Consider the following 26,374-nt stretch of genomic DNA (forward strand, 5'->3'; position numbering starts at 1 on the left):
ATAGGAACAGCCGGCGACGGCATTCGTTCGCAACGGCGTGATGGGTACTGCACACGACCCGCGTCGTCGCAGGCGGGCCACAGCCCGATGGGGCAGGGCGGCACGCGTCCGATGCGATAGGACGCGGTACCGGGCCTCTGGAATCTTGTGACGGTGCGGCTCGTTGGCCTTGTGGGGCATCGGGGCCTCGGACTCAGCGGGCCGCTTCTATGCCCGTTCGCCCTCACGACCGCCACCAGCCCGGCCTTTTTGCACCAACGTCGCCTGAAGCGGCTGGCTCCCAAGGAGGTCAACGTGTGACTGCTGCGAATAGACACTCAGTTCCCGTTAGCCAGTCTGATGAAGAATTTCGCCACCGGCAGCGCTATACCCGTCAATGATGACGTGGCTGCTGCCTTGGGTGCAGCGTTCGATCCGGGCGTCGATCCGGTAGACCTGACGCAGCAGATCGACGGTGATGACGTCCTTGCAGGAGCCGCTGCCACGGGACGTTCCGCCGGCAAGCACCAGGACCTTGTCGGCGAAGCGCAGGACCTGGTTGAGGTCGTGCAGGGCGATGAAGACGAGAATCCCTCGCTCCCGCGCGAGGTCGCGGACGAGGGTCAGCACCTGCATCTGCCGGTGCAGGTCCAGCGCGCTCGTCGGCTCGTCCATCAGCAGGATCTCGGGATCGCGGGCGAGCGTCTGTGCCAGCGAGGCGAGCTGTCGCTGGCCGCCGCTGAGTTCACCCAGACTGCGGAAGGCGATGTCGGCGATGCCCAGGGACGCCAGGACCTCGTCGACCGCCGTGAGATCCGTGTCATGCACCACCCATGAGGCGTTCTGCTTGCGGGCCAGCAGGACGGACTCGTAGACGGTCAGCGCCGCACTCGTCGGCGGGTCCTGGGGCATGTAGCAGATGCCCGAGGACCCGCGTTGCGTTCCCGCCACCACGACTTCGCCGGGACCGCCCAAGAGGCCGGCCATGCGCTTGAACAGCGTCGATTTGCCGGCGGCGTTCGGGCCGATGACCGCCACCACCTCGCCGCCGGTAAAGGCCGGGGTCTCGATCCCGGAAATGGTGAGATGGCGCCCGTGGAAGGCACCGACGCCGTCGAGTTGCAGCGTCACCATGCGCGCCTCCTGCTTCCCAGAATCAGCGAGATGAAGAACGGAATGCCGATCAGCGAGGTGACGACCCCGATCGGAAAGATCGTCCCCGGGATCAGGATTTTGCTGACGACCGAACTCAGCGACAGGATGACCGCCCCCGCCAGCATCGAGGCCGGCAGGAAGAAGCGCTGGTCCTCGCCGATCAGCATACGGGCGATGTGGGGGCCGACCAGCCCGATGAAGCCGATGGTGCCGACGAAGGCCACCGGGAACGCGGCCAGCAGGCTGACCAGCACCAGCGTGTGCAGGCGCAGCCGGCGCACGTCCACGCCGAAGCTGGCCGCCTTGTCGTCGCCCAGTCGCAGCGCCGTCAGCGCCCAGGCCCGCCGCAGGAAGAGCGGAAGGGTCGCCGCCAGCACCGCCGTGGTGATCGCCAGCTTGCCCCAGGTGGCCTTGGTCAGGCTTCCCATCGTCCAGAACACCACGGCGGCGACCGCCTGCTCTGTCGCGAAATACTGCACCAGCGCCAGCAGGGCGTTGAAGGTGAAGACCAGCGCGATGCCGAGGAGGACGATGGTCTCCGCCGTCACCCCGCGCCGCAGGCTCAGCGCGTGGATGATCAGGGCCGTGAGCATGGCCATGACGAAGGCGTTCAGCGGCAGCATGTACTCCGCCGCCACCGGCAGCAGCCGCAGGCCGAAGGCGAGCCCCAGCGCCGCGCCGAAGCTGGCGGCCGCCGAGATGCCCAGGGTGAAGGGGCTGGCCAGGGGATTGTTGAGGATCGTCTGCATCTGCGCTCCGGCCAGCGACAGCGCCGCGCCGACGACCACGGCCATCAGCGCCACGGGCAGGCGGATGTCCCAGATCACCACGCGCGCCTGCGGCGGCACGCTGTCCGGGGACAGCAGCGCCTGCACCACCTCCCAGGGGCCGAGACGCACGGACCCCAGCCCGAGGTCGAGCAGCAGACTGCACAGCAGCGCCAGCGCCAGCAGGCCGAGCAGCAGCCGCTTGCGCCTGACCACCGCGCGGTAGCCGTGGCGGGTCGGTGAGTCCGGCAATGGCATTGCTTGGGTCACGGGCTGGTCGCCTTTCCGCCGAGCGACACGAAGTAGCCGGGCTGATGGGGGATGGGCAGGAAGCGTTCGTGCAGTTCCCGGAAGGTCGCTTCCGGGTCGAGGTCGACGAACAGGGTGGGATGGAACCATTTGGCGAGCTGCTGGAGCGCCACGAACTGGTAGGGGCTGTTGTAGAACTGGTGCCAGATGGCGTGGAAGGATCCGGTGGCGTTGGCCCGGATGCCGGTGTAGGCGGGGCGTCCGGTGAAGGCCCTCAGCTTGCGCGCGGCTTCGCTCAGGTCGGCGCCCGGCCCGACGCCGATCCAGCCGCCGCCGGGAACATAGGCTTCCCAATTGGCGCTGGTCACCACCACCTGATCGGGGTTGGCGGCGATCACCCGCTCCGGACTCAATTGCCCGAACGTGCCGGGGATCAGATCCCTGGCGATGTTGCTGCCGCCGGCCATCTCCACCAGCCGGCCGAAATTCTCGTCGCCGAAGGTCAGGCAGCAGTCCGGGGTGTAGCCGCCGATCCGCTCGATGAAGATTTTCGGGCGCGGCGGCCTGCTGGCGGCGATCACGTCGGTGACGCGCCGAATCTGTTCGGCGCGGAAGGCGATGAAGGCCTCGGCGCGCTCCTCCTGCCCGAACAGCCGGCCGAACAGGCGGATCGTCGGCTCGGTGTTCTCCAGCGGCTTATGGCGGAAATCGGCGTAGACGACCGGAATGCCCAGCGCCCCCAGCTTCTCGATGATGCGTGCGTCCTCGGTGGACCGCTGCGCTTCGATGTTGAGGATGAGGGCGTCGGGCTGCAGGGCGATCGCCTTCTCCAGGTCGAAGGTACCGTCGTCGATTCCGCCGAAGGTCGGGATGCGGGCGATCTCCGGAAAGGCCCGCAGATATTGGTTGTAGGTGTCCGGATCGGCCTGGATCAGATCCTTGCGCCAGCCGGCGATGCGGCGGGTCGGATCCTCGCGGTCCAGCAGCGCCACGACGTAGAGCTGCCGCCCCTCGCCGAGGATGACGCGCCGCACCGGCGTGCGGACCTCCACCGTGCGTCCAGCGAGGTCGGTCACCGATGCCGCCTTCGCCGCACCGGATGCCGGGATGCCGAACGCCGACAGGATGCACAGTGCGCAGAGGCCCGCGAGGATCGTCGGTTTGCCGAGGAACGCCATGATGTCACCTGTGTCGGTCGCGTGCCGCCGCCCACAGGGCGACGGCGCTCGCCGCGTAGGCCGCGGCGACGAAGAAATACGTGTGCTCGAATCCGACCGTCTGGCCCAGTCCGACCCCCAGGGCGATGCCGGCCATGGAGGCGCCCTGCGTCGTGCTCTGCGCCACGCCGAGGATCCGGCCCTGCCGCGCCCCGTCCGTCGCGCGGGAGACCAGCGCCATCAGCACTGGTGTCGTGGCCCCCAGCAGGACGCCCCAGGCGAGATAGACGGCGGCGAAGACGGCGACGCTGGCGGTCAGGCCGGCGACTGCCGTCAGGCCGGCGCAGCCCGCCGCCACCCATGTCATCCGGCGAAGCGTCGCCGTCCGCGCCATGCCCTCGAAGTGCCGGGCCCAGGCGGGAGCCGCGATCACGAAGCCCAGCGCCAGCATCGCGTAGCACAGCCCCGTCACCCCGGTGCCGGCACCCAGAACCGACGTCACATACAGCGAGAAGGGCGCTTGCGTGATCATGCGGGCGGCGAGCAGCAGCCCCATGACGCCGAGCAGGGCGAGAACCGGCGCCGGCAGCCGGGATCCCGCCGTGGGCCGGTCTGCCGGCACCGGGGTCTTGGTACCGGAGGTGGGCGGAGGCGTGTCGGGCAACAGCGTCGCCACGGCCACCGCACAGGCGGCGCATATCGTGGCGGCGGCGGCGTTGATCCAGAAGAACGCCGCGTGATCGAGGATCACGCCACCCGCCACCGCCCCGACGACCGAACCGACGTTGGTGGAAACCTGCAGATGAGCGAAGAGACGCGTTCGCGCCGCAGGCGATTCGATGCCGACCCCATAGGCCTGGGCCGGGGCGATGTATCCGGCACAGGCCCCTTGCAGGAAACGCAGCGCCAGGATCGTCCAGACGTCGCCGGCAAGGGCCAGCGCCAGCTGTGTCAGCGCGAGTCCGAGCAAGGCCCGGATCATCATCGGCCGGTGTCCGAAGCGGTCGCCGACCCGTCCCCAGAAGGAACCGGTCAGCGCGACGCCCAGCATCGGCCCGACATAGACGACAGTCCCCGCGACGCCGAACAGCCAGCCCGGCGGGTCGTAGGAGGCGAGATGGACCGGCCAGAAGGGACCGCTCATCTCCATGGCCCCCATGGAGATGAACTGGACCACGAACAGGATCCGGACGGCGCGCCGGACACGGTCCGGCGCCAGGGAAACGCTGGTCATCCGGCTTCAGAAATCGGTCGAGACGGACAGCAGCGCGGTGCGCGGCGCCCCCTGCGACACGCCGCCCCAGCTCGCCACGCCGGACCAGTATTCGGTGTCCAGCACGTTCTGCACCGTCGCCCGGACGGTGACGGGCCGGTCGTGAATGGTGGTGCGGTAGCGTGCACCCAGGTCGAGCCGGGTCCAGGCCGGAATGCGCTGCGTGTTGGCGACGTTGACGTATTGCCCGCTGGTGTGCGCGACGCTGCCGACCACGGTGAGGGCGTCCAGGAACGGCGTGTCCCACTCGGCGCTGAGGTTCGCCAACACCTTCGGCACGCCGACCGGCGCGTTGCCGCGGGTGGCGGCGCTGTTGGTCCTGGTCAGTTCGGCGTCGATGAAGGTCACGCCGGCCAGCAACCGGACCGACGGCACCACCTCGCCGAAGACGGAGAGTTCCAGGCCGCGGTTGCGCTGCTCGCCTCCGGCCGAATAGACATTGCCGGCCAGTTGCCCCGACGGCTTGGTGATCTGGAATACGCTGGCGGCGGCGCCCAACTGGCCGAAGTCGAGCTTCACGCCGGCCTCGTACTGCTTGGCGACATAGGGGGACAGGGCCTCGCCGGCATTGACGGCGGTGGCCGGCGCGACATCGCCCTTGCTCAGCCCCTCGATGTAGTTGGCATAGACGGTGACCCTGTCGCTCGGCTTGAAGACGAGGGCGGCCATGGGCGTGACCGTGCTCTTCTTATAAGACGAGGTGGTGGCGCCGGTCGTGGCGCTGAAGTTTTCCGACTTGATGGTCTGCTGCCGGACGCCCAGGACCAACTGCACGCGGTCGTCCAGGATGCCCAGCGTATCGGACAGCGCGACGCCGGTCAGGTCGGTTTCCGAGATCTTCGGCACCCAGCTTGGCGCAGCGACCGACTGGGCGATCCGGTCGACCGGGCTGTAGATGTTCGACGTCACCGCCCGGCCGGCCGTCAGAGCGCGCGACAGCGTGTCGTGGTAGCGGCTTGCCTGGACGGTCATGCTGTGGCTGACCATGGCGGTGTCGAAGCGCGCGCGCAATCCGGCATCCAGCGTCGAGCGCTCGACGTCGAACTTGTAGTGCTCCGGCGTCTCGCTGGTGTCGCCGCGCGGGTTGAGGATGGTCGGCGTGCCGAAAAGCCGCTCCACCTCGGTCCAGCCGCCGCCGGCATTGGCGAACACCGTCACGCTGTCGGTCAGGTCGTATTCGCCGCGCAGGAGCGCCGCGCGGTCGGTGGCCTCCGACCATGCCCAGGGCTGGGTGATGTTGCGCCGGCCATCGGGCGCCGAGGGAACGGGCACGCCGGCCGCGACCAGGAACGGACGGGACGGCGCGTCGAAGTCCTCCTTCTGCTCCAGCAGGTCGAGGGAGGCGCGGAACCGTTCGCCACGATAGTCGAGGGCCAGCGCGCCGACGCGCGCCTCGCGCGACTGGTTGTCCAGCGGCGTGTCGCCGCCCCGGTAGCTGCCGTTGAAGCGGACGCCGAACTCGCCGTTGGGGCCGAAGCGGCGACCGACGTCCAGCTGTCCGCCGAACTGCGAAGTGCCGACATATTCGGCCGTCAGCCGCGTCAGGTCGGTATCGGCGGCGCGCTTGGGAACGATGTTGATGCCGCCGCCGATGCTGCTGCTGGGCGACATGCCGGACAGCAGCGCGGTGGGGCCCTTGATCACCTCGACCCGCTCCGCGTAGTCGGCGAAGACGCGGTAGTTGGGAGCGACGCCATAGACGCCGTCGAAGCTGATCTCGCCGAGGTTGCCCTCGCCGACGGGAAAGCCGCGGATGAAGAAGGAATCGAGCATACCGCCGGTCTGGCCGCTGGTCCGCACCGACGGATCGCCGGCCACCACGTCGGCGACGGTGGTCGCCTGATCGTCCTCGATCTTCTTCGCGGTGTAGCTGGTGACGCTGAACGGCGTGTCCATGATATCGCGGTTGCCCAGCATGCCGATGCGCCCGCCGCGCGCCACCTGTCCGCCGGCGTAAGCCTGCGGCAACGCGTCCGGATGCGTCGCGCCGGCGGATACCGTCACCTCCGGCAGCGTCATCGCCCCATCGGCCTCGGCTTGCCCCGCCACCGATGCCGGCACCAGGACATAGCCGGCCGGCGTCCTGGCGATGCGGTAGCCGCTGCCTTGCAGCAGTGCCGTGAACCCCTCGTCCACGCCATAGCTGCCCCGGAGGCCGGGAGAGCGCAGCCCCTTCACCTTTTCGGCATCCACGACGATGGCGGTGCCGGACTGCTGCGCGAAGTGGTTCAGCGCGTCGGCCAGCGGGCCGGCCTGAATGTCGTAGCGGGCAACGGGTTGGCCGGCGGACTGGGCGCGGGCCGGCACGACGCCGGCGGTGGTGAACAGCAGGGCTGCGGCAAGAGGGAGGACGGCGGCGCGGGCGTGCTTGAACGACATGTTGGACGGCTTTCCATGGCGGAGGTCTCGCTTCCCTTGACGGACGAGATCCGGAAAGCCGAACCGACCCGGCAGAACTTTTTTCCGCGCTCCGTTTATGGGGGGCCCGGCGCGTCCACCAGCACCACCCAGGGGGTCAGGGTCCGTACCCGGATGGCTGGGAAGCTGGCTGCCAGCAGACTGAGCGCCCGGTCGGTATCGTCCAGCGGCAGGACGGCGGAGACCGTATAGGATTGCAGCGCGGCACGGTCGTAGTGGATGAGGCCCCGACGGTAGCGGCTCAACCGCTCCAGCACGTCCGGCAACGGTTCCCCCTGCACCACCAGCTGGCGGAAACGCCAGGCGCCCTCGACGCTGCGCACGTCGACGGCGGTCACCGGCCCCGGCCCGGCGGCGGTCAGCCGCAGGCGCTGGCCGGCCTGGACGACCAGACGGTCCGGCGACGCCGGGATTTCGACGGAAACCTTGGATTCGACCACCGTCAGCACGGTGGCATCCTCTCCCCTGTCCGTCTCCCGGGATACCGAGAAGCGCGTGCCCAGCGCCCGCATCCGGCCTTGCGGCGTCTCCACCACGAACGGGCGGTTGGCATCGGGCGCCACATCGACGAAAATCTCTCCCCGCAGCAGTTCCACCGTCCGCCGGCTTTCGTCGAAATGCAGATCGACGGCGCTGCCGCTGCCGAGCGTCAACCGGGTATTGTCGGCCAACGTCCGGGTGGCCCATTCCCCGGTCCCCGTGTGCGCATCGGCGGTCAGGGTGGCCATCAGCTCGGTGGGGGGATAGGCCCGAACCGCCAGCCAGCCCGGCAGGCCGAGCGCCAGGACGATCGCAAGCGCCGCCACCAGACGGCGGGAGCGTGTACGCCTGCCGTTGGCAAGCGCTGCGTTCAAGGCGGCGCGGGCTGGCCGGGTGGTGCCCCCGGCGCGCATACGCTGCAGCTGTTCCACCAGATGTTCCATGCCGGCGGCGGCTTCGGCATGGCGATGATCCTCCTTCTGCCAGCGCTCGAAACCGGCACGGGCCTGTTCGCGCTCGACCGCACTGTCCGCCGTCAGCGCAACCACCCACCGCGCCGCCTCTTCGGCAATGGCATCGTCGGCCGTGTTCCGGGTTTTCGCACTCATGTCGGGCGCCTCACAGATGGCTGTCGCGCACCCGGCAGCACTGCAACAGGCACTGCGCCAGATATTTCTGCACCATCCGCGTCGACACGCCGAGGTGACCGGCGATGGAGGCATGGGTCTGGCCGTCCAGATAATGCATCAGGAAGGCCTCCCGCGCCCTGGCCGACACCGCCTGCAAGGCAGCGCCGATCTGCTCGAGCGCCTGTACCGCGGCGAGCACATCCTCCGGCGACGGATGGCCGGCTATCGTCTCGGCAGCGAGCGCCAGCTCGGCCAGATAGGCCTGCTCGATCGTCTGGCGGCGCGCACGATCCAACAGCAGACGCTTCGCCGTGGTGGTGAGGAAGGCACGGGGTTCGCGGATGCCCAGCAACGCGTCGCGTGAGGCCAGGATACGCAGGAATGTGTCCTGCGCCACATCGGCCGCGTTGTGCGTACATCCTAACCTGCGTCGTAACCAGTTGTGCAGCCAGCCATGATGCTCGCTATAGAGCAGTCCAAACTGAGCGGTCCCACAAGCTTCTTCGAGTACAGGTTGTTTAATGGACATATACTGACCCCCCGGCCCCTGGTCCGCCTGAACACAAGCATGAGAATGACAATCACTATCATGTTTGCGGCGTAAAGTGGAAGTCGCCGTTTTATAGAGCTTGGTGCAGAACTCGGCCTGCGGACGGATTTTGCCCAAAGGCGGTGGAGATCAGACGACCTTCCGGGAGTCTGGCATGCCGAGGCTGGTCATGCGATTGATGACAGCGCAGGCGGCCTTGGCTTCGGCTTTTCGTGCGGGCGGAGTGCGGGCGCGCAGGCTGCGTCCGATCAAAACCGTGGACCGAAGTATCGCCACCTCGACCAACGATCTCCTGCCGCATTGGACGGCTCGCTGCCAGCCCAGCCGACCACGCTCCTTGATCGTCTGGATGTGATGGTCGCGCAGGGTGGGGGCGCTCTCGGCGGTGTCGCTTGGCACCGCGGTCGCACGCAGCGGGATGATCACCTCGGTGTCCGGAGCACGCTCGGCGACAGCACGATAGACGGGCTCGCCGTCGTAGGCGCCGTCCGCCAGCACCGAGCCGATCGGGCCCGTGACCTGGTCGAGCAAAGGATCGACCAGCGAGGCGTCTCCCTCCTCGTTGCCTGTCAACGCCGAGGCGAGGATCGCGCCGGTGGCGGGATCGACGGCCAAGTGCAGCTTGCGCCAGCATCGGCGCGCTGTGCCGCCGTGCTTTTCCAGGTGCCACTCGCCCCGGCCGAACATCTTCAGCCCGGTGGAATCGATGACCATGGTGACCGGCCCGTCCGTCCTGGCAAGCGCCGACGAGACGGCCAGATCGGCGCTGCGCCGCATCGTAGGCCGCCCAGTTCTCCACACGGTACCGGGCCTTCGGGATCTTGTGACGGCGCGGCTCGTTGACCTTGTGGAGCGTCGGAGTCTCGGACTCAGCGGGCCGCTTCTATGCCCGTTTGCCCTCACGACCGCCACCAGCCCAGCCTTTTTGCACCAACGTCCGCAACCACCCCTTCGACAGGGCAGGGCCGCACACTGGTCATACCACTTGACGATATGTCGCGCCCTGCTGCTGCGGTGCAGCATGTTAAGGAAATGGACGGGAGACGCGCCGGGATCGGCCCGTCCACGCCTCCCTCCAGGAGTGCCATTTCCGATGCCTCACGATGCCTTGTCCCATCGCTGGTCCGTTGCCCCGGCCCAACGTGCCCTCGACCATGAACCGCTCGATTCCGGCATCCGTGCCGCCTTCGCACAGGTGGTCGCCCGTCTGCAGGTCGAGGCCGGTGCGCTCGCGCGGCGCATGGCCGATGCCGGTACCGTCGAACTGGTGGAGCGGGAAGGCGGTGCGCAGGTCCTGTACCGCGCCCATCATGGCGAGGACTGTGGCGAAGGTTCCCACAGGCTGATCGGCGACTTCGACCTGCATCTGACGCATGACGGACGGGTGGCGATCCATATGCGGATCCGCGGCGATGTGCCGCCGGCCGAGATCCTGGACTTCGACCGCGCGACGGCGGACCATTTCCGGAACAGGCTGCGCGCGTTCGAGAGCGGCTGTCGCCATGCTCCCGCCGCAAACGCTGCCTGAACGGGCCAGGGCCTTCGCCGCCCGCCTGCGGCACGGAGGAAAGCACATGTCCATGGACAAGCAAGTGATCGTCGCGGCTCTGCGCTACGCAGCCGCCCTGCATGACGGCACCTATCGGCCGGATCGGGCGCGCACGCCCTTCGTGTCGCACCTGTCGGAGACGGCGGAACTGGTGGCGCAGGCCGGCGGTTCGCCGGCGGAGGTCGCCGCGGCCTGGCTGCACGACGCGGTCGAGGACGGCCTGACCACGGTCGAGGATCTGGCCCAGCGGTTCGGCCGGGAAGTCGCCGACCTCGTCGCGGCGGTCAGCGATGCGCCGGAGGATGTCGGCAGGGCGATCGCCGAGCGCAAGGCGATCCAGGCCGAGCGCCTCGCCGCCGCGCCGGAGGGGGCCAAGCGCATCAAGCTGGCCGAGCAGATCTCGATCCTCAAGGCGCTGGCGGTCGAACGCCCGCTGTCCTGGAGCGTCGAACGCGCCGAAGACTACGTCGAAGGATCCCGCCTGGTGGCCGCGGCCTGCGCCGCGGCCAGTCCGCTGTTGGCCGAGCGCTACGCCGCCGCCCTGGCCGCGGCGCGGCACTGAAGCCGGGCCGGCGCTTCTCAGACCATCGAGGAACGCCAGAGCCAGACCAGGCCGGCGACCGCGCCGGCCGCCAGCACGACCAGCGCCAGGATGATGGCGAGCGCGGTGCGGCGATCCTTCGCGTCGCGCTGTTCGGCCTCACGCCGCTTCTTCAACAGATATTGCTGTTCCGGGCTGAGGAAGCGGCCGGCGGCGGCATCGGGGGTGGCCGAGAAACGCACCCTGCGGTTCTTGGCCCCGGCGGTCGGCCCGCGGATCGCCGTCGCGATGCCACCCGGCGATGCCCGGCCGGCGGCGATGCTCTCCGCCGCCGATCCGCGGACCGCCGTTGCCTGCCTGCCTTTGCGCTTGCGCGGCATCTTGCGCCGTCTGCCCGCCATGTCGTCCCCTCGCTCTCGTCCCCTTGGTCAAGGAGGGCGAGCATAGACGCCTGGACGGCCGGACGCAGCCCATCACAAGAGGATCTGCGGAAAGTTACATGACCCATGCGGCCGGCGCTCCATTTGTCCCGGGATCAATCGGCGCGCGGACAAACTGTTTGCAGCACTGATTTGAATACTAGTATACTAGTCTTGCGCCTGCTCCACCGCGGGTGGGCGCAACGGCAATCGATTGGGAGGATCACCATGCTCAAGAAGTCTGCATTCAAATCCGGCCATATCCGCTCGCGTCGCGTCCTGCTGGCCTCCGTGGCCGCCGGCTTGGCCATGCCCGCCGTCGTCGCCCCCCTGGCCACCGCGCTTGCCGCCGATGATGACCAGCAGCTCGTGACGAAAGCCGTGAACGCGCTCCGCGACGCCATGCTGGCGGGCGATGGCGCCACCCTGCGGGCGATGACGATGGACCAGCTCACCTACGGCCATTCGAACAGCAGGCTTGAAGACAAGGCTGCCTTCGTCGGCAGCCTGGACGGCAAGAACGCCTTCAAGGCGCTCGACCTCAGCGACCATGCGATCCAGCTGGTCGGCGACGTCGCCATTGCCCGTCATACCTTCGATTCGGTCAACAATCTGCCGGATGGCAAGACCAACACCGCTCACATCAAGGTGCTGCAGGTCTGGAAGAAAATCGACGGCACCTGGAAGCTGCTGGCCCGTCAGGCCTCGCCGCTCCCCGCCGCCTGATCCGGTCTCCTGCCGCCTCTTCCATCATGGCGGGAGGGGCGGCAGGGTGACGGGTGATGGACCAGCGATCAGCGCACGCAATTTCCGACGATCCCGTAGCACAGCGTGGGGTCGCGCCTCTCGTTGTAGCGCACCGCCGCCACTTGGCCGCCGCGCAACTCGACGGTGGCTTCGCAGCTGTAGGTGCGGGACCAGGTCGTCACGTCGGGCTGCCAGAGCATCGGGCCGCGCGGGCCGAGCCAGGGGCTGGGCTCCCAATCGACGTCGCGGTCGACCAGCGTCTGCCGGCGCGTGTAGACCAGATACTCCGCATCGCCGGAGACCGCCGACCGTTCCGGCACGCCGGCACAGGACAGCAGGCTGCCCTTGCTCATGCCGATCATCGCCGCGGGCGCCCGCAACGCCAAGTCCGCCTGCGGGTTGGCGCAGGAACCCGCCAGCACGGCGACGGCGGCCAGAAGCCCGCCGCGCCATATCCAAGTCATCCGGTTACGGCCGATGGTCATGTCTGGTCCTCCGCAACGGCGGTCAGCCGAGAACGGTATCGTACAGCAGCTTCAGGTTCAGCACGACGATCAGGCCGGCCACGATCCAGGACAGCCCGGCGACCCAGCCGGGGACGACGAAGCGGCCCATCTTGCCGCGGTCGGTGACGAAGCGGACGAGCGGGATGACCGCGAAGGGAAGCTGCATCGACAGCACGACCTGGCTGAACACCAGAAGCTGCGCCGTGCCGCTCTCGCCATAGAGCGCCGTCACCACCACCACCGGGATGATGGCCAGCCCGCGGGTCAGCAGCCGGCGCGCCCAATGCGGCAGCCGCAGCCGCAGGAACCCCTCCATCACGATCTGCCCGGCCAATGTCGCCGTCACCGTGGAGTTCAGGCCCGACGCCAGCAGCGCCACCGCGAACAAGGTCGAGGCGATGCCCAATCCCAGCAGCGGCGACAGCAGCTCGAACGCCTCGCCGATCTCCGCCACCTCGGTGTGGCCGCTGCCGTGGAAGACGCTCGCCGCCAGGATCAGGATGGCGGCGTTGACGAACAGGGCCAGCATCAGCGCGACCGTGCTGTCGACGGTGGCCCAGGTGATGGCGTCCCGCCGGCCCTCGTCCGTCCGCGGATAGGCCCGCGTCTGCACGATGGAGGAATGGAGGTACAGGTTGTGCGGCATCACCGTCGCCCCCAGGATGCCGATGGCGACATAGAGCATGCCGGGGTTGGTCACGACCTGCGTCGTCGGCACGAAGCCGTGGAGCACGGCGGCCACCGGCGGGGATGCTGCGATGATCTGCACCAGGAAACAGCCGGCGATGACCGTCAGCAGGGCCACCACGAAGGCTTCCATGTAACGGAAGCCCCGCTGCATCAGCAGCAGCACCAGGAAGGCGTCGAGCGCGGTGATCAGGGCACCGCCGATCAGGGGAATGCCGAACAGCAGGTTCAGCGCGATGGCGGTGCCGATGACCTCGGCAAGATCGCAGGCGATGATCGCCGCCTCGCAGGCGACCCACAGCGTCAGGTTGACCGGGCGCGGGTAGTGGTCGCGGCAGGCCTGCGCCAGATCGCGTCCGGTGACGATGCCCAGCCGGGCGGCCAGCGACTGCAGCAGGATCGCCATCAGGTTCGACAGCATGATGACGGACAGCAGCGTGTAGCCGAACTGCGACCCGCCGGCGAGGTCGGTCGCCCAGTTGCCGGGATCCATATAGCCGACCGACACCATGTAGCCCGGGCCGGCGAAGGCCAGCAGGCGCCGCAGCCACAGGCCACCCTGCGGCACCGCGACGGAGGCATGGACCTCCGGCAGGCTTGGCCGGCTCGTCCCATCCGGGCTGGCGTATCTCCAGGCGCTATGGGGCGGCACGGCGGCTTCGGCTTCCGACATCGACGAGACTCCCGGCCGAACTGAGAACTGGTATCAATCAAGTATGTACCGGGGCAACGAGTATGCAAGGTGCTATACTTTCCCGCCCCGAACATTTTTCCGGTAAGGTCAGGGCCTGACTGTCAGAAGAGCGCGGAGCACGCGATGGCCGATCTCCCTAAATCGACCGGTTGGGGTGTGGATATGTCCGCGCAGGCCGAGCCGACCCAGGCCGACACCGCACTGCCCGACACCACGCTGCCCGATGCCGAACTCCACGCCGAGGGCTTCCGCAAGACGCGGGAGGCGCAGCGGACCGCGCTGGCCGAGGATTACGTCGAACTGATCGCCGACCTGATCGAAAGCGGGCAGGAGGCGCGTCAGGTCGACATCGCCGCGAGGCTGGGGGTGGCGCAGCCGACCGTCGCCCGCATGCTCGACCGGCTGGCGGCCGAGGGGCTGGTCTACCGCAAGCCCTACCGCGCGGTGTTCCTGACCGACGCCGGCCGCCGGATCGCCGGGGAAAGCCGCGAGCGCCACCAGACGGTGGAGGCTTTCCTCCGTTCTCTCGGCGTCAGCGCCGACACCGCGCGCATCGACGCCGAAGGCATCGAGCACCATGTCAGCGCCGAGACGCTGGCCGCCTTCCGCCGTGCGCTGGCGAGCGGCGGTTGAAGTGAGGAAAGCGGTCGACGGGCGCTCAGTCCGCCAGACCGTTGTCGATGGCGATGCGGATCAAGGCGCGGGCGCTGTCGGCGCCCAGCTTGTCCTTGATCTGGGTGGAGGCGTTGGCCACCGTCTTCTGGCTGATGCCCAGCCTTTCCGCGATGGCCGCCGCGGTCATCCCGCGCCCGACAAGACCCAGGATCTCCCGCTCGCGTTGGGTCAGGTCGGCCAGCGGGTCGGATGGCGGCGACAGGGTCATCAGCGCCAATTCGCGGGCGAGCCCGTTGTCCAGATGGATGCGCCCCGCCAGCACCGTGCCGATGGCGGAGGCCAGGCTGTCGGGCGCGTCGTTCTTGGTGACGTAGCCCCTGGCCCCCGCCTTCAGCGCGCGGGCGGCGATGGCCGGATCCTCGTGCATGCTGAAGATCAGGACGGGGACTGCCGGGGTTTCCTCCCGGATGCTGCGCAGCACGGCCATGCCGCCGCCGTCGCCCGGGATGTTGAGATCGAGGACGACGACGTCCGGCCGCTCCGCCCGCCACAGGTCGAGGGCGCTGCCGACATCCTCCGCCTCCACCACGCGGCCGAGCGCCGCTTCGGCAAGCAGGCGCTGGCAGCCGGCGCGGACGATGGGATGGTCGTCGACCAGAAGGATGGTGCGGGTCATGCCATGCGCTCCAATGCGGACGGTGACGGCGGCGAGAGGGTCGGCCGGGGCAGGCGGGCCGACAGGCGGGTGCCGCCGCCGGCCGCCGCGCCGATCGACAGGGTGCCGCCCAGGGTCCGCACCCGCTCGGCCATGCCGGAGATGCCGAAGCCGCCCCGTCCCGGCTCATCGCCGCCGGGCAGGCCGGGCCCGTCGTCGGCGACCGTGACCTCCAGCGTTTCGGGGTCGATGCGCACGCCGACCGCGACGGCTGACGGCTTGGCGTGGCGCAGGGCATTGACCAGCGATTCCTGCACCAGCCGGTAGACGGTCAGCCGCAACACCTCGTCGCAGCCGTCCAGTTCCGCGCTTGCCGACGGCGGTTCGATGGCGAGGGTCAGGACGACGCCGGGCTGGCGCCGCATCCAGCCGCCAGCCAGTTCTGCCAAGGCTTCGCTCAGCGGCAACTGGTCCAGCAGGGCGGGACGCAGCCGGGCCAGGATGCGGCGGCTCATATTGTGGACCTCGGCCGCGGCGTCCAGGATCTTGGCGGCGCGCTCTGCGGCTTCCCTTGCTGCCTCCCCCTTTGCCGCCTCGGCTCCGCCATCCCGCAGGCGCAGGATGCGGCCGGCATCCACCTTGATCGCGAAGAGGGCGGCGCCGAGTTCGTCGTGGATCTCGCGGGCGATCTCCCGCCTGTCGGCATCCTGCGCCGCGACGATCCGCTGGCCGGTCCGCCGGTTCTCCGCTTCCGCCGCCGCCAGCCCCTCGGCCAGCGCGGCGATGCCGGTTCCCAGCCGGACGAGTTCGGGGACGCCGCGGCCGTCGAAGGCGAAGGCGTACCGGCCGGCGCGCAGCCGTTCCACCCCGGCCTCAAGGCGCGACAGCGGGCTCAGGGCACGCCCGACCGCCAGATGGGCCGCCCCCATCAGCAGCAGCCCGACCGCGAGCATCGCGGCGGCGAGATCGCTCATGTCCTCCCAGACCTCGGCGATCTCGTCCCATGGCTCGGCGACGATGCGCAGACCGCTCCCCGCCAGCCGCCGTTCTTGCGGTTCCCCGCCGATCAACGCGGCGAACCAGTCGGGTGCACGCCGTTTCGCCGCCCCGGACTCCGGCTCCGGCGGGCCGTCGGCCCCGACGAAGCGCAGATGGCGCAATCCCAACCCGTTCAGCAGTCCGATGCCGCCCGGCACATCCCCGCGTTCCGCCGCGGCAAGGCCGAGCGCACCGCCCAGTTCCAGGGCCGAGTCCATTTCCGCACGGACGGCGTCGCGGGCGTTGGCGACCATCACCGCCCCGCCGGCGGTCGCCATCAGCAGCAGGAAAAGCCCGATCAGGGCCAGGATGCGCATCCTCAGCGACACCGTCGCCCACTCCATAATAAGACCATAGGCGGAATGTTAGTCGATCCACCGGATCGGGCGCCATCCGCCCTTCGGACAATCGAATGGCGGTGCGGACGCAGAGTCCGGCGTCCGGCGCAAGTGCGCGGGAAAAAATCCCGGATCCTACGGGATGTCGTCATGGCGGCGCATCAAGAAGTTCTTCCCCGGATTGTCGAATGGAACGAAAAATCCGCCGGAGAGACTATTGGCATCGGCAAGACATGGTGCTGTGCGCCGGGCGGGATGCACAGGCCGGCTTTCAAAGGTCCTGCCGCTCAGAAAGCAACGGCCTTCTGGCACGACATCGTCACGCCCGGTCTTTCCCGCTCCCGGAAGCGGCATCGCCTCCCGCCGTCGGCGGGAACGGGATGGGCCGGCGTGACGGTATCGCCGGCATCGGGTCAATCAACGGGGGAAACGCATGACACTTTCGTCCTACAGCAAGACGGCAGCCTCCACCGGCCGCAAGCCGCGGCGCCGGTCTCGCGGGATTCCGCTGCCGGGGATCGCCACCGGAATCGGCGCCGTGATCGCGGGACTGTTCCTGGCCGCGGCGCCGGCCGCTCCGTCGCTGGCTTCCGACATCACCTGGGATGCCATCGCCAACGATGCGAAGAATCCCGGCGACGTGCTGATGTACGGCATGGGGGTGGAGGGCAAGCGTTTCAGCACCCTGAAACAGATCGATACGGAGAGCGTGTCGCGTCTGGTCCCGGCCTGGTCCTTCTCCTTCGGCGACGAGAAGCAGCGCGGGCAGGAGACCCAGGCGCTGGTCCATGACGGGGTGATCTACGTCACCGGTTCCTACTCGCGGATGTTCGCGCTGGACGCCAAGACCGGCAAGCGGCTGTGGAGCTATTCCCACCGGCTGCCCGACGACATCCGGCCCTGCTGCGACGTGGTCAACCGCGGCGCGGCGATCTACGGCGACAAGCTGTTCTTCGGCACGCTCGACGCCTCGATCGTCGCGCTGAACAAGGATACCGGCAAGGTCGTCTGGAAGAAGAAGTTCGCCGATCACAAGGTCGGTTACACCATGACCGGCGCGCCCACCGTGGTGAAGGACCAGAAGACCGGCAAGGTCCTGCTGATCCACGGCTCGTCGGGCGACGAGTTCGGCGTGGTCGGGCGGCTGTTCGCCCGCGATCCCGACACCGGCGAAGAGATCTGGATGCGCCCGCTGGTCGAAGGCCACATGGGCCGGCTGAACGGCAAGGACAGCACGCCCACCGGCAGCGACAAGGCCCCGTCCTGGCCGCGCGACAAGGACGGCACTCTGGTGGAGGCCTGGAACCATGGCGGCGGCGCGCCCTGGCAGAGCGCCACCTTCGATGTCGAGACCAACACCATCGTCATCGGCACGGGCAACCCGGCGCCGTGGAACGGCTGGGCGCGCTGGCCCGGCGACAGCCTCTACACCTCGGGCCAGGCCTATGTCGATCCGACCACCGGCGAGCTGAAGGGCTTCTACCAGCACACGCCGAACGACACCTGGGACTTCTCCGGCAATAACGAGCTGGTGCTGTTCGACTATACGGACCCGTCGGGGAAGACGGTGAAGGCGACGGCGCATGCCGACCGCAACGGCTTCTTCTACGTCACCGACCGCATCAAGCTGGCGACGGCCGGCGGCGAGGCGAACAAGCCGAACAGCGTGCTGGCGGCCTATCCCTTCGTCGACGGCATCACCTGGGCCAAGGGCATCGACCTGAAGTCCGGCCGGCCGATCGAGAACGAGGGCCAGCGTCCGCCGCTGCCGGCCGAAGGCGAGAAGCGCGGCAAGCCGGTGGAGGTCTCGCCGCCCTTCCTGGGCGGCAAGAACTGGAACCCGATGTCCTACAGCGAGGACACCAAGCTGTTCTACATCGCCGCCAACCACTGGAAGGAGGATTACTGGACCGAGCATGTCGGCTACAACCCCGGCTCGGCCTATCTCGGGATGGGGTTCCGCATCCACAAGATGTTCGACGACCATGTCGGCAGCCTGCGGGCGCTGGATCCGAAGACCGGCAAGATCGTCTGGGAGCACAAGGAAGAACTGCCGCTGTGGGCCGGCACGCTGGCGACCGCCGGCAACCTGGTCTTCACCGGCACCGGCGACGGCTTCGTCAAGGCCTTCGACGCCCGGACCGGCCAGGAGCTGTGGCACTTCCAGACCGGGTCGGGGATCGTCTCCTCCCCCATCACCTGGGAGCAGGACGGGGTGCAGTATGTCGGCATCACCACCGGCTATGGCGGCGCCGTGCCGCTGTGGGGCGGCGACCTGGCCGACCTGACCACCCGCGTGACCCAGGGCGGCTCCTTCTGGGTGTTCAAGCTGGCCGACGTGAAGCTGTCCAGCACCAAGTGACCGGTTCCGGGAAACCGGAGCACGGAGCGCCGGGGCGGCCGCCGCCCCGGCCCTTTCCCTCTCGGAGGCATCACCATGACGTCGCGCAGCAAGGCCGTGCCTAATAAATTGTGCCAGTTTCTGACACTGAACATCTTGGCCCTCTGCCTCGCGTCGCCCGTTCCGTCCGCCTTGGCGGCCGAGATGGAGACGGCCGCGATCCCGGCCGCCGCCGAAGACCAGGCCGGGCAGCCGGTCGGCGGCGGTGAGGAGGAGCGGGCGAGCGTCGTCGACGGATGCACGCTCGGTCCCCGCGTCGTCTGCCCCAAGCTGGATTTGCGGCACCGCAACCTGCGCGGCCTGTCGCTGGCGGGGGCTGATCTGCACGGGGCCAACCTGATGCGGGCCGATTTGCGCAAAGCCGATCTGCGTGGCGCAGACCTGACGGGCGCCATCCTGGACGGCGCCGACCTGCGGAACGCTTTCCTCCAGGGCGCGCGCCTGTCGGGTGCCCGGCTGCGCGGTGCCAATCTGGAGTTCGCCCGCGCCACCGGCGCCGATTTCACCGGAAGCGACCTGACCGCCGCCAATCTGGAGGCGATCCGCGCCGACAAGATCAACCTCGCCGGCGCGAACCTGGAGGGGGCCAACCTCCAGGAGGCGAAGATGGGCCTGTCCAACCTGTCGAACGCCAACATGGACGGGGCCAAGCTGCGCTTCGCCATCTTCCAGGATGCGCTGATGACGGGATGCCGGGCCTGCCCCACCGGCTGGTGAGCGGCCGTGTGGAAGGCCGTGTGGTGAAATCAGCAGTGCCGGCTGCGCTTCGGCGTCGCCGCGTCGCAACCGCAGCATCCCCCGCCACAGCCTGCCGCCTGCGATGGCACCGGCCGTCCGGCCAGCCGGCGCAGGCGGTTGCGCAGGCCGGTCGGCAGCAGGATGGTCCAAGCCACCCAGGCGAAGGCGGCGGCGACGATCAGGCCGACGAACAGGCTTTCCATCATGGCTCACCCTCCCAGCAGGGCGCTGGAGACCCGGAAGGTGACGAAGGCGGCGCCGTAGGCGAGCGCCGTCATGTAGGCGATCATCACCAGCATCCAGAACCAGCTGTTGGTCTCCCGCTTCACCACCGACAGGGTGGAGACGCATTGCGGGGCGAACACGAACCAGGCAAGCAGGGACAGCGCGGTCGGCAGGCTCCAATCCGCCGCCAGCACGCCGGCCAGCGAGCCGGACAATGCGTCTCCCGTCTCGCTCAGCGCATAGACGGTGCCGAGCGCCGCCACCGCCACCTCGCGCGCCGCCATGCCCGGCACCAGGGCGATGGCGATCTGCCAAGTGAAGCCGATGGGGGCGAGCAGCGGTGCCAGCGCATGGCCCAGCATCCCGGCGAAGCTGTAATCGATGGCCGGACCCGTCGCCCCGTCCGGCGCCGCCGGGAAGCTGCCGAGGAACCACAGCAGGATCATGATGGCGAAGATCACCGTGCCGGCGCGGGCCAGGAAGATGCGCGCCCGTTCCAGCAGGCCGAGCAGGATGTCGCGCGGGCTGGGCAGCCGGTAGGCCGGCAGTTCCATCAGCAGCGGATCGCGGGCGCCCTTGAAGATCGTGCGTTTCAGCACGAAGGCGACCGCCAGCGCCGACAGGATGCCGGCGGCATAGAGCGTGAACATCACCAGCCCTTGCAGCCCGATCAGACCGCCGGCCACGGTCCGCTCCGGCACGAAGGCGGCGATGATCAGCGTATAGACCGGTAGCCGGGCCGAGCAGGTCATCAGCGGGGCGATCATGATCGTCGCCAGCCGGTCGGCGCGGTTCTCGATGGTGCGGGACGCCATGATGCCGGGCACGGCGCAGGCGAAGCTGGACAGCAGCGGGATGAAGGCCCTGCCATGCAGCCCGACCCCACCCATCAGCCGGTCGAGCAGAAAGGCGGCGCGGGCCATGTAGCCGGTCGATTCCAGGATCAGGATGAAGAAGAACAGCACCAGGATCTGCGGCAGGAAGATCACCACGCTGCCGACCCCGGCGATGATGCCGTCGGTCAGCAGGCTTTTCAGCAGGCCGTCCGGCAGGGCGGCCCCGGCGGCAGCCTGCACCCAGCCCAGCCCCTTGTCGATCATGTCCATCGGCACCGCGGCCCAGGCGAACACCGCCTGGAACATCAGGAACAGCACCAGGAACAAAAAAGGCAGGCCGATGGCCGGGTGCAGCAAAGCGGCGTCGATGCGCTGCGTGGCGAGCGACGGCCGCCCGGCATCGCGGAGCGCCGCGGCCAGGATGCTCTCGACCTCCTGGTGATAGGCGCGCAATTCCCGTGCCGACGGTTCGCTCCAGCCGCAGGGGGAGGAGTGGGAACGAGCCGTGCTTGCGGTCATCACCGTCATGCTGCGGTCGATCTGGTCGAGCAAGCCGGCCACGCCGTTGCGCCGGATCGCCACCGTCGGCACCACGGGCACGCCCAGCGCCGCCGACAGGGCAGCCGCGTCGACGCGGCAGCCGCGCGCCTCCGCGACGTCCATCATGTTGAGCGCGAGGATGATCGGCCGGCCGAGCTTCTTCAACTCGAGCACCAGCCGCAGATGCAGGCGCAGGTTGGTGGCATCGGCAACGCAGACCATGGCGTCGGGCGGTGCCTCATGCTGGAAGCGGCCGAGCACGACGTCGCGCGTCACCTCCTCGTCGGGGGAGCGGGCGCGCAGGCTGTAGGTTCCTGGCAGGTCGACGATCTGGACGCGGATGCCGGCGGGGCTGAGGAACTCGCCCATCTTGCGCTCGACCGTCACGCCGGGATAGTTCGCCACCTTCTGGCGGGCGCCGGTCAGGGCGTTGAACAGGGCGGTCTTGCCGCAGTTGGGGTTGCCGACCAGCGCGAGGCGCGGTGGGGCGGCCGGAAAGACGGGGGTGGATAGAACGGTATCGGACATCGCGGAAGCCTTTCCGCAGGAAAAGGAGGCGACGCTCAGGCGAGCGTCACCAGGACGGCGTGCGCCTCAGCCCGGCGCAGCGCCAGGGTGTGGTCGTCGATGCGCACGGCAAGTGGATCGGCGCCGGGGAATCCCTCATGCAGGATCTCCACGCGGGCGCCTTCGATCAGGCCCATCTCGATCATGCGGCGTTCCAGTTCGCCGGGCGGCAGCGGTGTGGCGACGGCGGTCTCGTCGAGACCGGTCACCACCGCGCGCTGACCCTTGCGCAATGCGCCGAGACGGCAGCCATCGCTTTCCACTTTCGGAGGGTCGGCGGAACCTCCCGGCATGGGGCCGGGAGTCTGACGGGTGGCAAGACAGGGACGCGCATCAAGAGCGGAGCCGGGTAGCGGCGGGATCATTGGGAAACACCTGTCGGCGGCACGCCGGGCAACGGCGGGCGGATCAGCGGCAATGGCCGCGAAAGGCCATAGTCATGCGAATCATTTTCATTTGCGATGTGGCGAAGCGCCGCGGACCCTTCTTGCCAAGCGTGAGTGGTGTTTGGCGGGGGCATCCCGGTCGCGATGGCTGATGAAATTTTTAAATTTTTTCCCTCTAACCCCGGCAACGTCCGGAGCTTCGCTTCCGCTCCGTTCGCACGTCATATGAAGATCTGACAGCTACCCCAATTCGAAATTGCATAGCTTGACCTTTGCTGCAATGCAACCAAGGTGTGTATTCGCCGGACAGCGATCGCGCTTTGTTTGGTGGTAGGTGTTCGCTCCCCCATAAAACGTGGCGCCGCCCGTAGAAAAATGCATGAAACCAGGTCTCCGGAGAATACTTCGGCGCATTTTACCAAGTATTTTCAGTATCAGTTCCGTCAACAAACCGCATACCCACGTATGCTACATAACAGCCTGAACTTTTATTTTCGATGCAATTTCGGTTTACCAATTCTTTGGAGTTAGGATTTAGCCTCCGGAGCACTTCTTCGCAGCGGTTGTGTGTCTGGAGCTAATAATGCAATCGAATTCGGTCGCACGTCCGCGCGTGTCTCTGCCCATTTTGGCGATATCGAGCATTCTTCTGTATTCGCTTTTGATTTGCGGAAAATTTTATGAAGCTATGGCGGCGGATTTGTCATTCTCTGCCGCACAGGTTGTGATGAGTGGCGTGCGCGATCATCTGGCGGCCGTCGCCGGTCTGATCTCGGCGGCGTTTGCGGCGATCGCGCTGCTGTTTCCGTCCGTCCTGCGGAGGGCGGGCACCACACCCTTGCGAGCGCTGATGACGGTAGCGTCGGCGATGCTGGCCTGCGGGGCCGGAACCCTGCCGCGGCTCGCGGGGCTGCTTCCGGACGAAGCGGTGCAGGGCTTCCTCACTGACGGGGCGGTGCTGCTGGTCGTCTGTCTTCTCCTGACGTTCGAAGGGCTGCTCCTGCTCGCAGCCCGGCCAAGCCGGGGGGAAGCGCGACCGGCATCTGAAGCGGCATCCGCGGTTGCCTGCATGCGCGCCGCCCTGTTCCTGTTCATGCTGGCGGAGGAACTGTCGCGATCCTTCCTGCCGCTCTACACGCGCGACCTCTACACACCCGTTGCAGGCCTGTCGGAGACCCTGATGATGGGGCTGCCGATCGGGCTGTTCATGTTCCTGGTCGCCGTCTTCACGCCCTTCGCCGGTGCCTGGGCCGACCGGTTCGGCAGCCGCCGCACGCTGCTGCTCGGCACCCTGCCGGCGGTGGCCGGCTTCGCCGGGACGGCGATGGCCGGGTCGCTGGTGGAACTGCTGCTGTGGCGCAGTGCCTGCGCGCTCGGCTATGCGGTGATGTTCATCGGCGCGCAGGGCTTCGTCGCCCGCCACACCCCGGCGGACCGGCGCGCGCGCGGCATGGCGCAATTCGTCGCCGCGGTGATCGTCGCCGGCCTGTGCGGCGCTCCGCTGGGCGGCATCCTGGCCGACCAGTTCGGTTACCGCGCCACCTTCGCGGTCTCGGCGCTGCTGGCGCTGGCCGCGGTGGCGGCGGTGACGCTTCTTCCGGCCGACCGGGTGGAGCGGGTGCAACGGCATCCCTTCCGCATCGCCGACGCGCGCGCACTGCTTGCCAATCCCCGCTTCCTGGCCCTGCTGATGTTCTCGTCGGTGCCGACGAAGCTGATGCTGACCGGATACCTCTTCTATCTCGTCCCGGTCTCCCTCCATGCGGCCGGCGAGACGCCGGCCGGAATCGGCCGGCTGATGATGACCTATGGGCTGATCATCGTCCTGCTCGGCCCCTGGGTGTCGAGGGTGGCCGACCGGACCGGGCGACACGCCCTGTTCGCCGGGTTGGGCGGGCTGGTCGGCGGGGCCGGCACCCTGGCGATCCTGCAGGAACAGGGCGTCGCCGGGACCCTGATCGGCATCGCGGCGCTCGGCGTCGCCCATGCCTTCAACAACGCCACCCAACTGGCCCTGGTGCCGGAAGTCTGTCGCGCCGACTGTGCCCGCATGGGCGAGTCCAGCGTCTTCGCGGTCTACCGCCTGCTGGAACGCGGCGGTTCGGTGATCGGCCCGTTGCTGGCCGCGGCCCTCGCCGACCGGTTCGGGATCCAGGCTGCGCTGGTGGCGCTGGGCGTACTCGGCATGCTGTGCGGCACGGCCTTCTGCGCCGTCTTCCTGCTGGCCCCGTCCGCTTCGCCGACGGCAGGGGAAGCCGCCCGATGATCGACCCGGCAGCCACGCATCGCCCGTCCCCCTTCGATCTCCCGAACGCCCGACTTGCACCCATCGCCCTCGAGACAATCGCCCCACACCCATCGATCACGGAGGCTTCGACGCCCATGCCTGACCAGATGCTCGTGGAACCCATTCGCACCATGCCCGCCCCCTCCTTCGCCGGGGAGGCTCTTCCCGCCTACGGACGCCAAGACCGCGCCATGGAGGCGCTGCGCGCCACCCTGGACGCATTCGGCATCGGGTCGGCCGAGGAGATGACCTGGAAGAATTATGAAACGATCATGCGGGTGATCGAACCGCTGGTCGGTGCCGGTCATCGGCTGCGTCACTTCGACTACACCCACAGCGCGGCCTTGCAGCCCGGCACCGTGGAGCGGCTGCGCAGCGACTACACGATCCGTCTCGCCTACACGGAATGGGGCAGCCCGCAGAAGCCGGCCCTGCTGTGCCTGGGCGGCATCGCCAACTCGGCCCGGCGCTTCGACTATCTCGCCCGCGCCCTGTCGCACGATTATCATGTGCTGTGCCTGGACTGGGCCGGGCGCGGCCGCAGCGGCTGGCTGGCCGACCAGTCGGACTACAGCTTCGAGGGCAACGTCGCCCAGGTCCTGGCGCTGATCCGGCACAAGCGGCTGGGTCCGGTCACGCTGCTGGGCTCCTCGCTCGGCGGCAGCGTGGCGATGCGGGTGGCGGCGGAAGCGCCGGAACTGGTCGACCGCCTGATCCTGAACGACATCGGTCCCTACATCCCGACCGAACGCCGCCGCCGCCGGGCCGAATCCGTCGCCCGCCACTATGTCTTCCGCCATCCGGCCCAGCTGTTCCACCGCACCGGTGCCGCCCAGAAGAACGACGGGCCGGTCGACGACACCGTTCTGCTGCACAACAGCTTCCACCAGACCCGCTGGTCCGAGGAGAATGGCGGCCGGGTCTACCGCCACGACATCCGCGCTCTGCAATGCTACCGCGACGGTGCCGCGCTGGACCACGACCAGTGGGACGACTGGGAGCGCGTCGACTGCCCGGTGCTGCTGGTGCACGGCATGATGAGCGATGCGCTGCAGGAGGCGACCATCGCCCGGATGATCGGCAAGCCGGGGACGACCGTCCTGCATGTGCCCGATGTCGGCCATACCCCGACGCTGAGCGACCCGCTGCACATCGACGCCCTGGCCCGCTGGATGGCGGCCCGCCATGCCCTGCCGGTGGAAAGCACCATCGGCTGGAGCACGGGCGCCGCCCGCCTCCTGTTCCGCTGAGAGGACCGGTGATGACCGACGGCTTCCACTTCGTGCGCCATGGCGAAACCGAGGACAACCGGCGCGGTCTGCGCTGCGGCGGTGACCGCGACGTGCCGCTGACCGGGCAGGGGGTTGAACAGGCCCGGCAGGCGGCGGAGCGCTTCCGCCGCTCCGGCCGGGCCTGCGGCCTGGTGATCGCCGGCCCGCTGGAGCGCACTGCCGTGACCGGCGCCCTGTTCGCCGAGGCGCTCGGCGTTCCGCTTCTCCGGCGCGACTGGCTGCGCGAGCGGATCCTGGGGGACTGGAACGGCTTGCCGATCGACCTGACCCGTCCCTGGTTCGCCGCCGGGGAGACGCCGCCGGGCGGGGAGGGGGAGGGGGCCTTCGCCGCCCGCGTCCTGGACGGCGTCGACGAACTCGCCAACGGGCCCGCCGGCCTGCTGGCGCGCCGGCCGCTGCTGGTCGGCAGCAAGGGGATCGCCCGCATCCTGCTGCACCGCCTCGCCGGGCGGCCGGGCGTGGAGCTGGGGAACTGCGAGGTCGTCGCCTTCACCAGCCTGCCCGCCCCGCCGGGCGGACCGGGATGGTGGCGCTGCGACCCGTTGGAAAGCCCGCCGGAGGTTCCGGTGAAGGCGATGGCCGGGGACTGCTGCCCGGCCTGACCGGGGAAACCGGTCGGAAGACCAATTCAAGAATGATGCGTGGATGCCGCGCGA

The 26,374-nt window shown here is 68.7% G+C and carries 24 protein-coding genes and 1 pseudogene; 9 read left to right on the forward strand and 16 right to left on the reverse strand.

Going from position 1 to position 26,374, the window contains the following annotated elements; genetic code table 11:
* Positions 1 to 327 precede the first annotated feature (327 nt).
* The 8 genes and pseudogenes from JHL17_RS13995 to JHL17_RS14030 form a co-directional block, all read right to left on the reverse strand.
* Positions 328 to 1,113 carry an ABC transporter ATP-binding protein gene (locus JHL17_RS13995; RefSeq protein WP_200194087.1) on the reverse strand — a complete coding sequence of 262 codons (786 nt, stop codon included), beginning with the start codon at positions 1,111 to 1,113 and terminating at the stop codon, positions 328 to 330.
* Entirely contained in the window at positions 1,107 to 2,171 is a 1,065-nt protein-coding gene (locus tag JHL17_RS14000) for a FecCD family ABC transporter permease (protein ID WP_345773807.1), read from the reverse strand. Before JHL17_RS14000 ends, JHL17_RS13995 begins: the two co-directional genes overlap by 7 nt.
* Entirely contained in the window at positions 2,168 to 3,328 is a 1,161-nt protein-coding gene (locus JHL17_RS14005; protein WP_200194088.1) for an ABC transporter substrate-binding protein, read from the reverse strand. Before JHL17_RS14005 ends, JHL17_RS14000 begins: the two co-directional genes overlap by 4 nt.
* A 4-nt stretch (positions 3,329 to 3,332) precedes the next feature.
* Complete coding sequence (locus JHL17_RS14010) at positions 3,333 to 4,541, reverse strand: MFS transporter (RefSeq protein WP_200194090.1); 1,209 nt, start codon at positions 4,539 to 4,541, stop codon at positions 3,333 to 3,335.
* Between the two features lie 6 nt (positions 4,542 to 4,547).
* Positions 4,548 to 6,959, reverse strand: coding sequence for a TonB-dependent receptor (locus tag JHL17_RS14015; RefSeq protein ID WP_200194091.1), 2,412 nt, complete (start codon positions 6,957 to 6,959; stop codon positions 4,548 to 4,550).
* Positions 6,960 to 7,054: 95 nt separating this feature from the next.
* Positions 7,055 to 8,086, reverse strand: coding sequence for a FecR family protein (locus tag JHL17_RS14020; protein ID WP_200194092.1), 1,032 nt, complete (start codon positions 8,084 to 8,086; stop codon positions 7,055 to 7,057).
* Between the two features lie 10 nt (positions 8,087 to 8,096).
* Positions 8,097 to 8,636, reverse strand: a complete 540-nt coding sequence (locus JHL17_RS14025; protein ID WP_200194093.1) for a sigma-70 family RNA polymerase sigma factor — start codon at positions 8,634 to 8,636, stop codon at positions 8,097 to 8,099.
* A 150-nt stretch (positions 8,637 to 8,786) separates the two neighbouring features.
* Positions 8,787 to 9,477, reverse strand: a pseudogene (locus JHL17_RS14030) (IS5 family transposase).
* Positions 9,478 to 9,750: 273 nt separating this feature from the next.
* Between JHL17_RS14030 and JHL17_RS14035 the strand changes: the two are divergent.
* Both JHL17_RS14035 and JHL17_RS14040 read left to right on the forward strand, forming a co-directional pair.
* Entirely contained in the window at positions 9,751 to 10,185 is a 435-nt protein-coding gene (locus JHL17_RS14035; protein WP_247893530.1) for a hypothetical protein, read from the forward strand.
* 46 nt (positions 10,186 to 10,231) lie between these two features.
* Entirely contained in the window at positions 10,232 to 10,768 is a 537-nt protein-coding gene (locus tag JHL17_RS14040; protein ID WP_200194095.1) for an HD domain-containing protein, read from the forward strand.
* A 17-nt stretch (positions 10,769 to 10,785) separates the two neighbouring features.
* Here the strand turns inward: JHL17_RS14040 and JHL17_RS14045 are convergent, their stop codons facing one another.
* A complete protein-coding gene (locus JHL17_RS14045) occupies positions 10,786 to 11,148 on the reverse strand; it encodes a hypothetical protein (RefSeq protein WP_200194097.1) in 363 nt (120 codons plus the stop codon).
* 246 nt (positions 11,149 to 11,394) lie between these two features.
* Between JHL17_RS14045 and JHL17_RS14050 the strand changes: the two genes are divergently transcribed.
* Positions 11,395 to 11,892: a nuclear transport factor 2 family protein gene (locus JHL17_RS14050; protein WP_247893531.1), complete on the forward strand. Its 498-nt coding sequence runs from the start codon at positions 11,395 to 11,397 to the stop codon at positions 11,890 to 11,892.
* Between the two features lie 68 nt (positions 11,893 to 11,960).
* Here JHL17_RS14050 and JHL17_RS14055 read toward each other — a convergent pair whose 3' ends face one another.
* Together JHL17_RS14055 and JHL17_RS14060 are read right to left on the reverse strand one after the other, a co-directional pair.
* The gene (locus JHL17_RS14055; protein WP_200194098.1) at positions 11,961 to 12,398 is read right to left on the reverse strand and encodes a hypothetical protein; all 438 of its coding nucleotides are present in this window, start codon (positions 12,396 to 12,398) and stop codon (positions 11,961 to 11,963) included.
* Positions 12,399 to 12,420: 22 nt separating this feature from the next.
* Complete coding sequence (locus JHL17_RS14060) at positions 12,421 to 13,779, reverse strand: Nramp family divalent metal transporter (protein ID WP_200194099.1); 1,359 nt, start codon at positions 13,777 to 13,779, stop codon at positions 12,421 to 12,423.
* 183 nt (positions 13,780 to 13,962) lie between these two features.
* Here JHL17_RS14060 and mntR point away from each other — a divergent pair, with 183 nt between their 5' ends.
* Positions 13,963 to 14,433: a manganese-binding transcriptional regulator MntR gene (gene mntR / locus JHL17_RS14065; protein WP_200194100.1), complete on the forward strand. Its 471-nt coding sequence runs from the start codon at positions 13,963 to 13,965 to the stop codon at positions 14,431 to 14,433.
* Positions 14,434 to 14,458: 25 nt separating this feature from the next.
* Here mntR and JHL17_RS14070 read toward each other — a convergent pair whose 3' ends face one another.
* Positions 14,459 to 15,091 carry a response regulator gene (locus JHL17_RS14070; RefSeq protein ID WP_200194101.1) on the reverse strand — a complete coding sequence of 211 codons (633 nt, stop codon included), beginning with the start codon at positions 15,089 to 15,091 and terminating at the stop codon, positions 14,459 to 14,461.
* Entirely contained in the window at positions 15,088 to 16,437 is a 1,350-nt protein-coding gene (locus tag JHL17_RS14075) for an ATP-binding protein (protein WP_345773808.1), read from the reverse strand. The genes JHL17_RS14070 and JHL17_RS14075 overlap by 4 nt, the downstream gene beginning before the upstream one ends.
* Positions 16,438 to 16,879: 442 nt before the next feature.
* Here JHL17_RS14075 and JHL17_RS14080 point away from each other — a divergent pair, with 442 nt between their 5' ends.
* Positions 16,880 to 18,808, forward strand: coding sequence for a methanol/ethanol family PQQ-dependent dehydrogenase (locus tag JHL17_RS14080; protein ID WP_200194102.1), 1,929 nt, complete (start codon positions 16,880 to 16,882; stop codon positions 18,806 to 18,808).
* A 75-nt stretch (positions 18,809 to 18,883) separates the two neighbouring features.
* Complete coding sequence (locus JHL17_RS14085) at positions 18,884 to 19,564, forward strand: pentapeptide repeat-containing protein (protein WP_200194103.1); 681 nt, start codon at positions 18,884 to 18,886, stop codon at positions 19,562 to 19,564.
* A gap of 29 nt (positions 19,565 to 19,593) precedes the next feature.
* Here the strand turns inward: JHL17_RS14085 and JHL17_RS14090 are convergent, their stop codons facing one another.
* From JHL17_RS14090 to JHL17_RS14100, 3 genes are read right to left on the reverse strand one after another with little or no spacing between them, the layout of a single operon-like run.
* Positions 19,594 to 19,791: a hypothetical protein gene (locus JHL17_RS14090; protein WP_200194104.1), complete on the reverse strand. Its 198-nt coding sequence runs from the start codon at positions 19,789 to 19,791 to the stop codon at positions 19,594 to 19,596.
* A gap of 3 nt (positions 19,792 to 19,794) precedes the next feature.
* Positions 19,795 to 21,714 (reverse strand): ferrous iron transporter B, encoded by a 1,920-nt coding sequence (gene feoB / locus JHL17_RS14095; protein WP_200194105.1) that lies wholly within the window; start codon positions 21,712 to 21,714, stop codon positions 19,795 to 19,797.
* A gap of 35 nt (positions 21,715 to 21,749) precedes the next feature.
* Positions 21,750 to 22,016 (reverse strand): FeoA family protein, encoded by a 267-nt coding sequence (locus JHL17_RS14100; RefSeq protein WP_345773809.1) that lies wholly within the window; start codon positions 22,014 to 22,016, stop codon positions 21,750 to 21,752.
* An 850-nt stretch (positions 22,017 to 22,866) separates the two neighbouring features.
* Here JHL17_RS14100 and JHL17_RS14105 point away from each other — a divergent pair.
* From JHL17_RS14105 to JHL17_RS14115, 3 genes are all read left to right on the forward strand, one after another.
* The gene (locus JHL17_RS14105; protein ID WP_211113417.1) at positions 22,867 to 24,405 is read left to right on the forward strand and encodes an MFS transporter; all 1,539 of its coding nucleotides are present in this window, start codon (positions 22,867 to 22,869) and stop codon (positions 24,403 to 24,405) included.
* Between the two features lie 116 nt (positions 24,406 to 24,521).
* Positions 24,522 to 25,676, forward strand: a complete 1,155-nt coding sequence (locus tag JHL17_RS14110; RefSeq protein ID WP_247893533.1) for an alpha/beta fold hydrolase — start codon at positions 24,522 to 24,524, stop codon at positions 25,674 to 25,676.
* Positions 25,677 to 25,687: 11 nt separating this feature from the next.
* The gene (locus tag JHL17_RS14115) at positions 25,688 to 26,320 is read left to right on the forward strand and encodes a histidine phosphatase family protein (protein WP_200194108.1); all 633 of its coding nucleotides are present in this window, start codon (positions 25,688 to 25,690) and stop codon (positions 26,318 to 26,320) included.
* Positions 26,321 to 26,374: the final 54 nt, after the last annotated feature.

Origin of the sequence: Azospirillum endophyticum (assembly GCF_016595245.1) — a bacterium.
In the GTDB taxonomy this organism is placed as follows: Bacteria; Pseudomonadota; Alphaproteobacteria; order Azospirillales; family Azospirillaceae; genus Azospirillum; species Azospirillum endophyticum.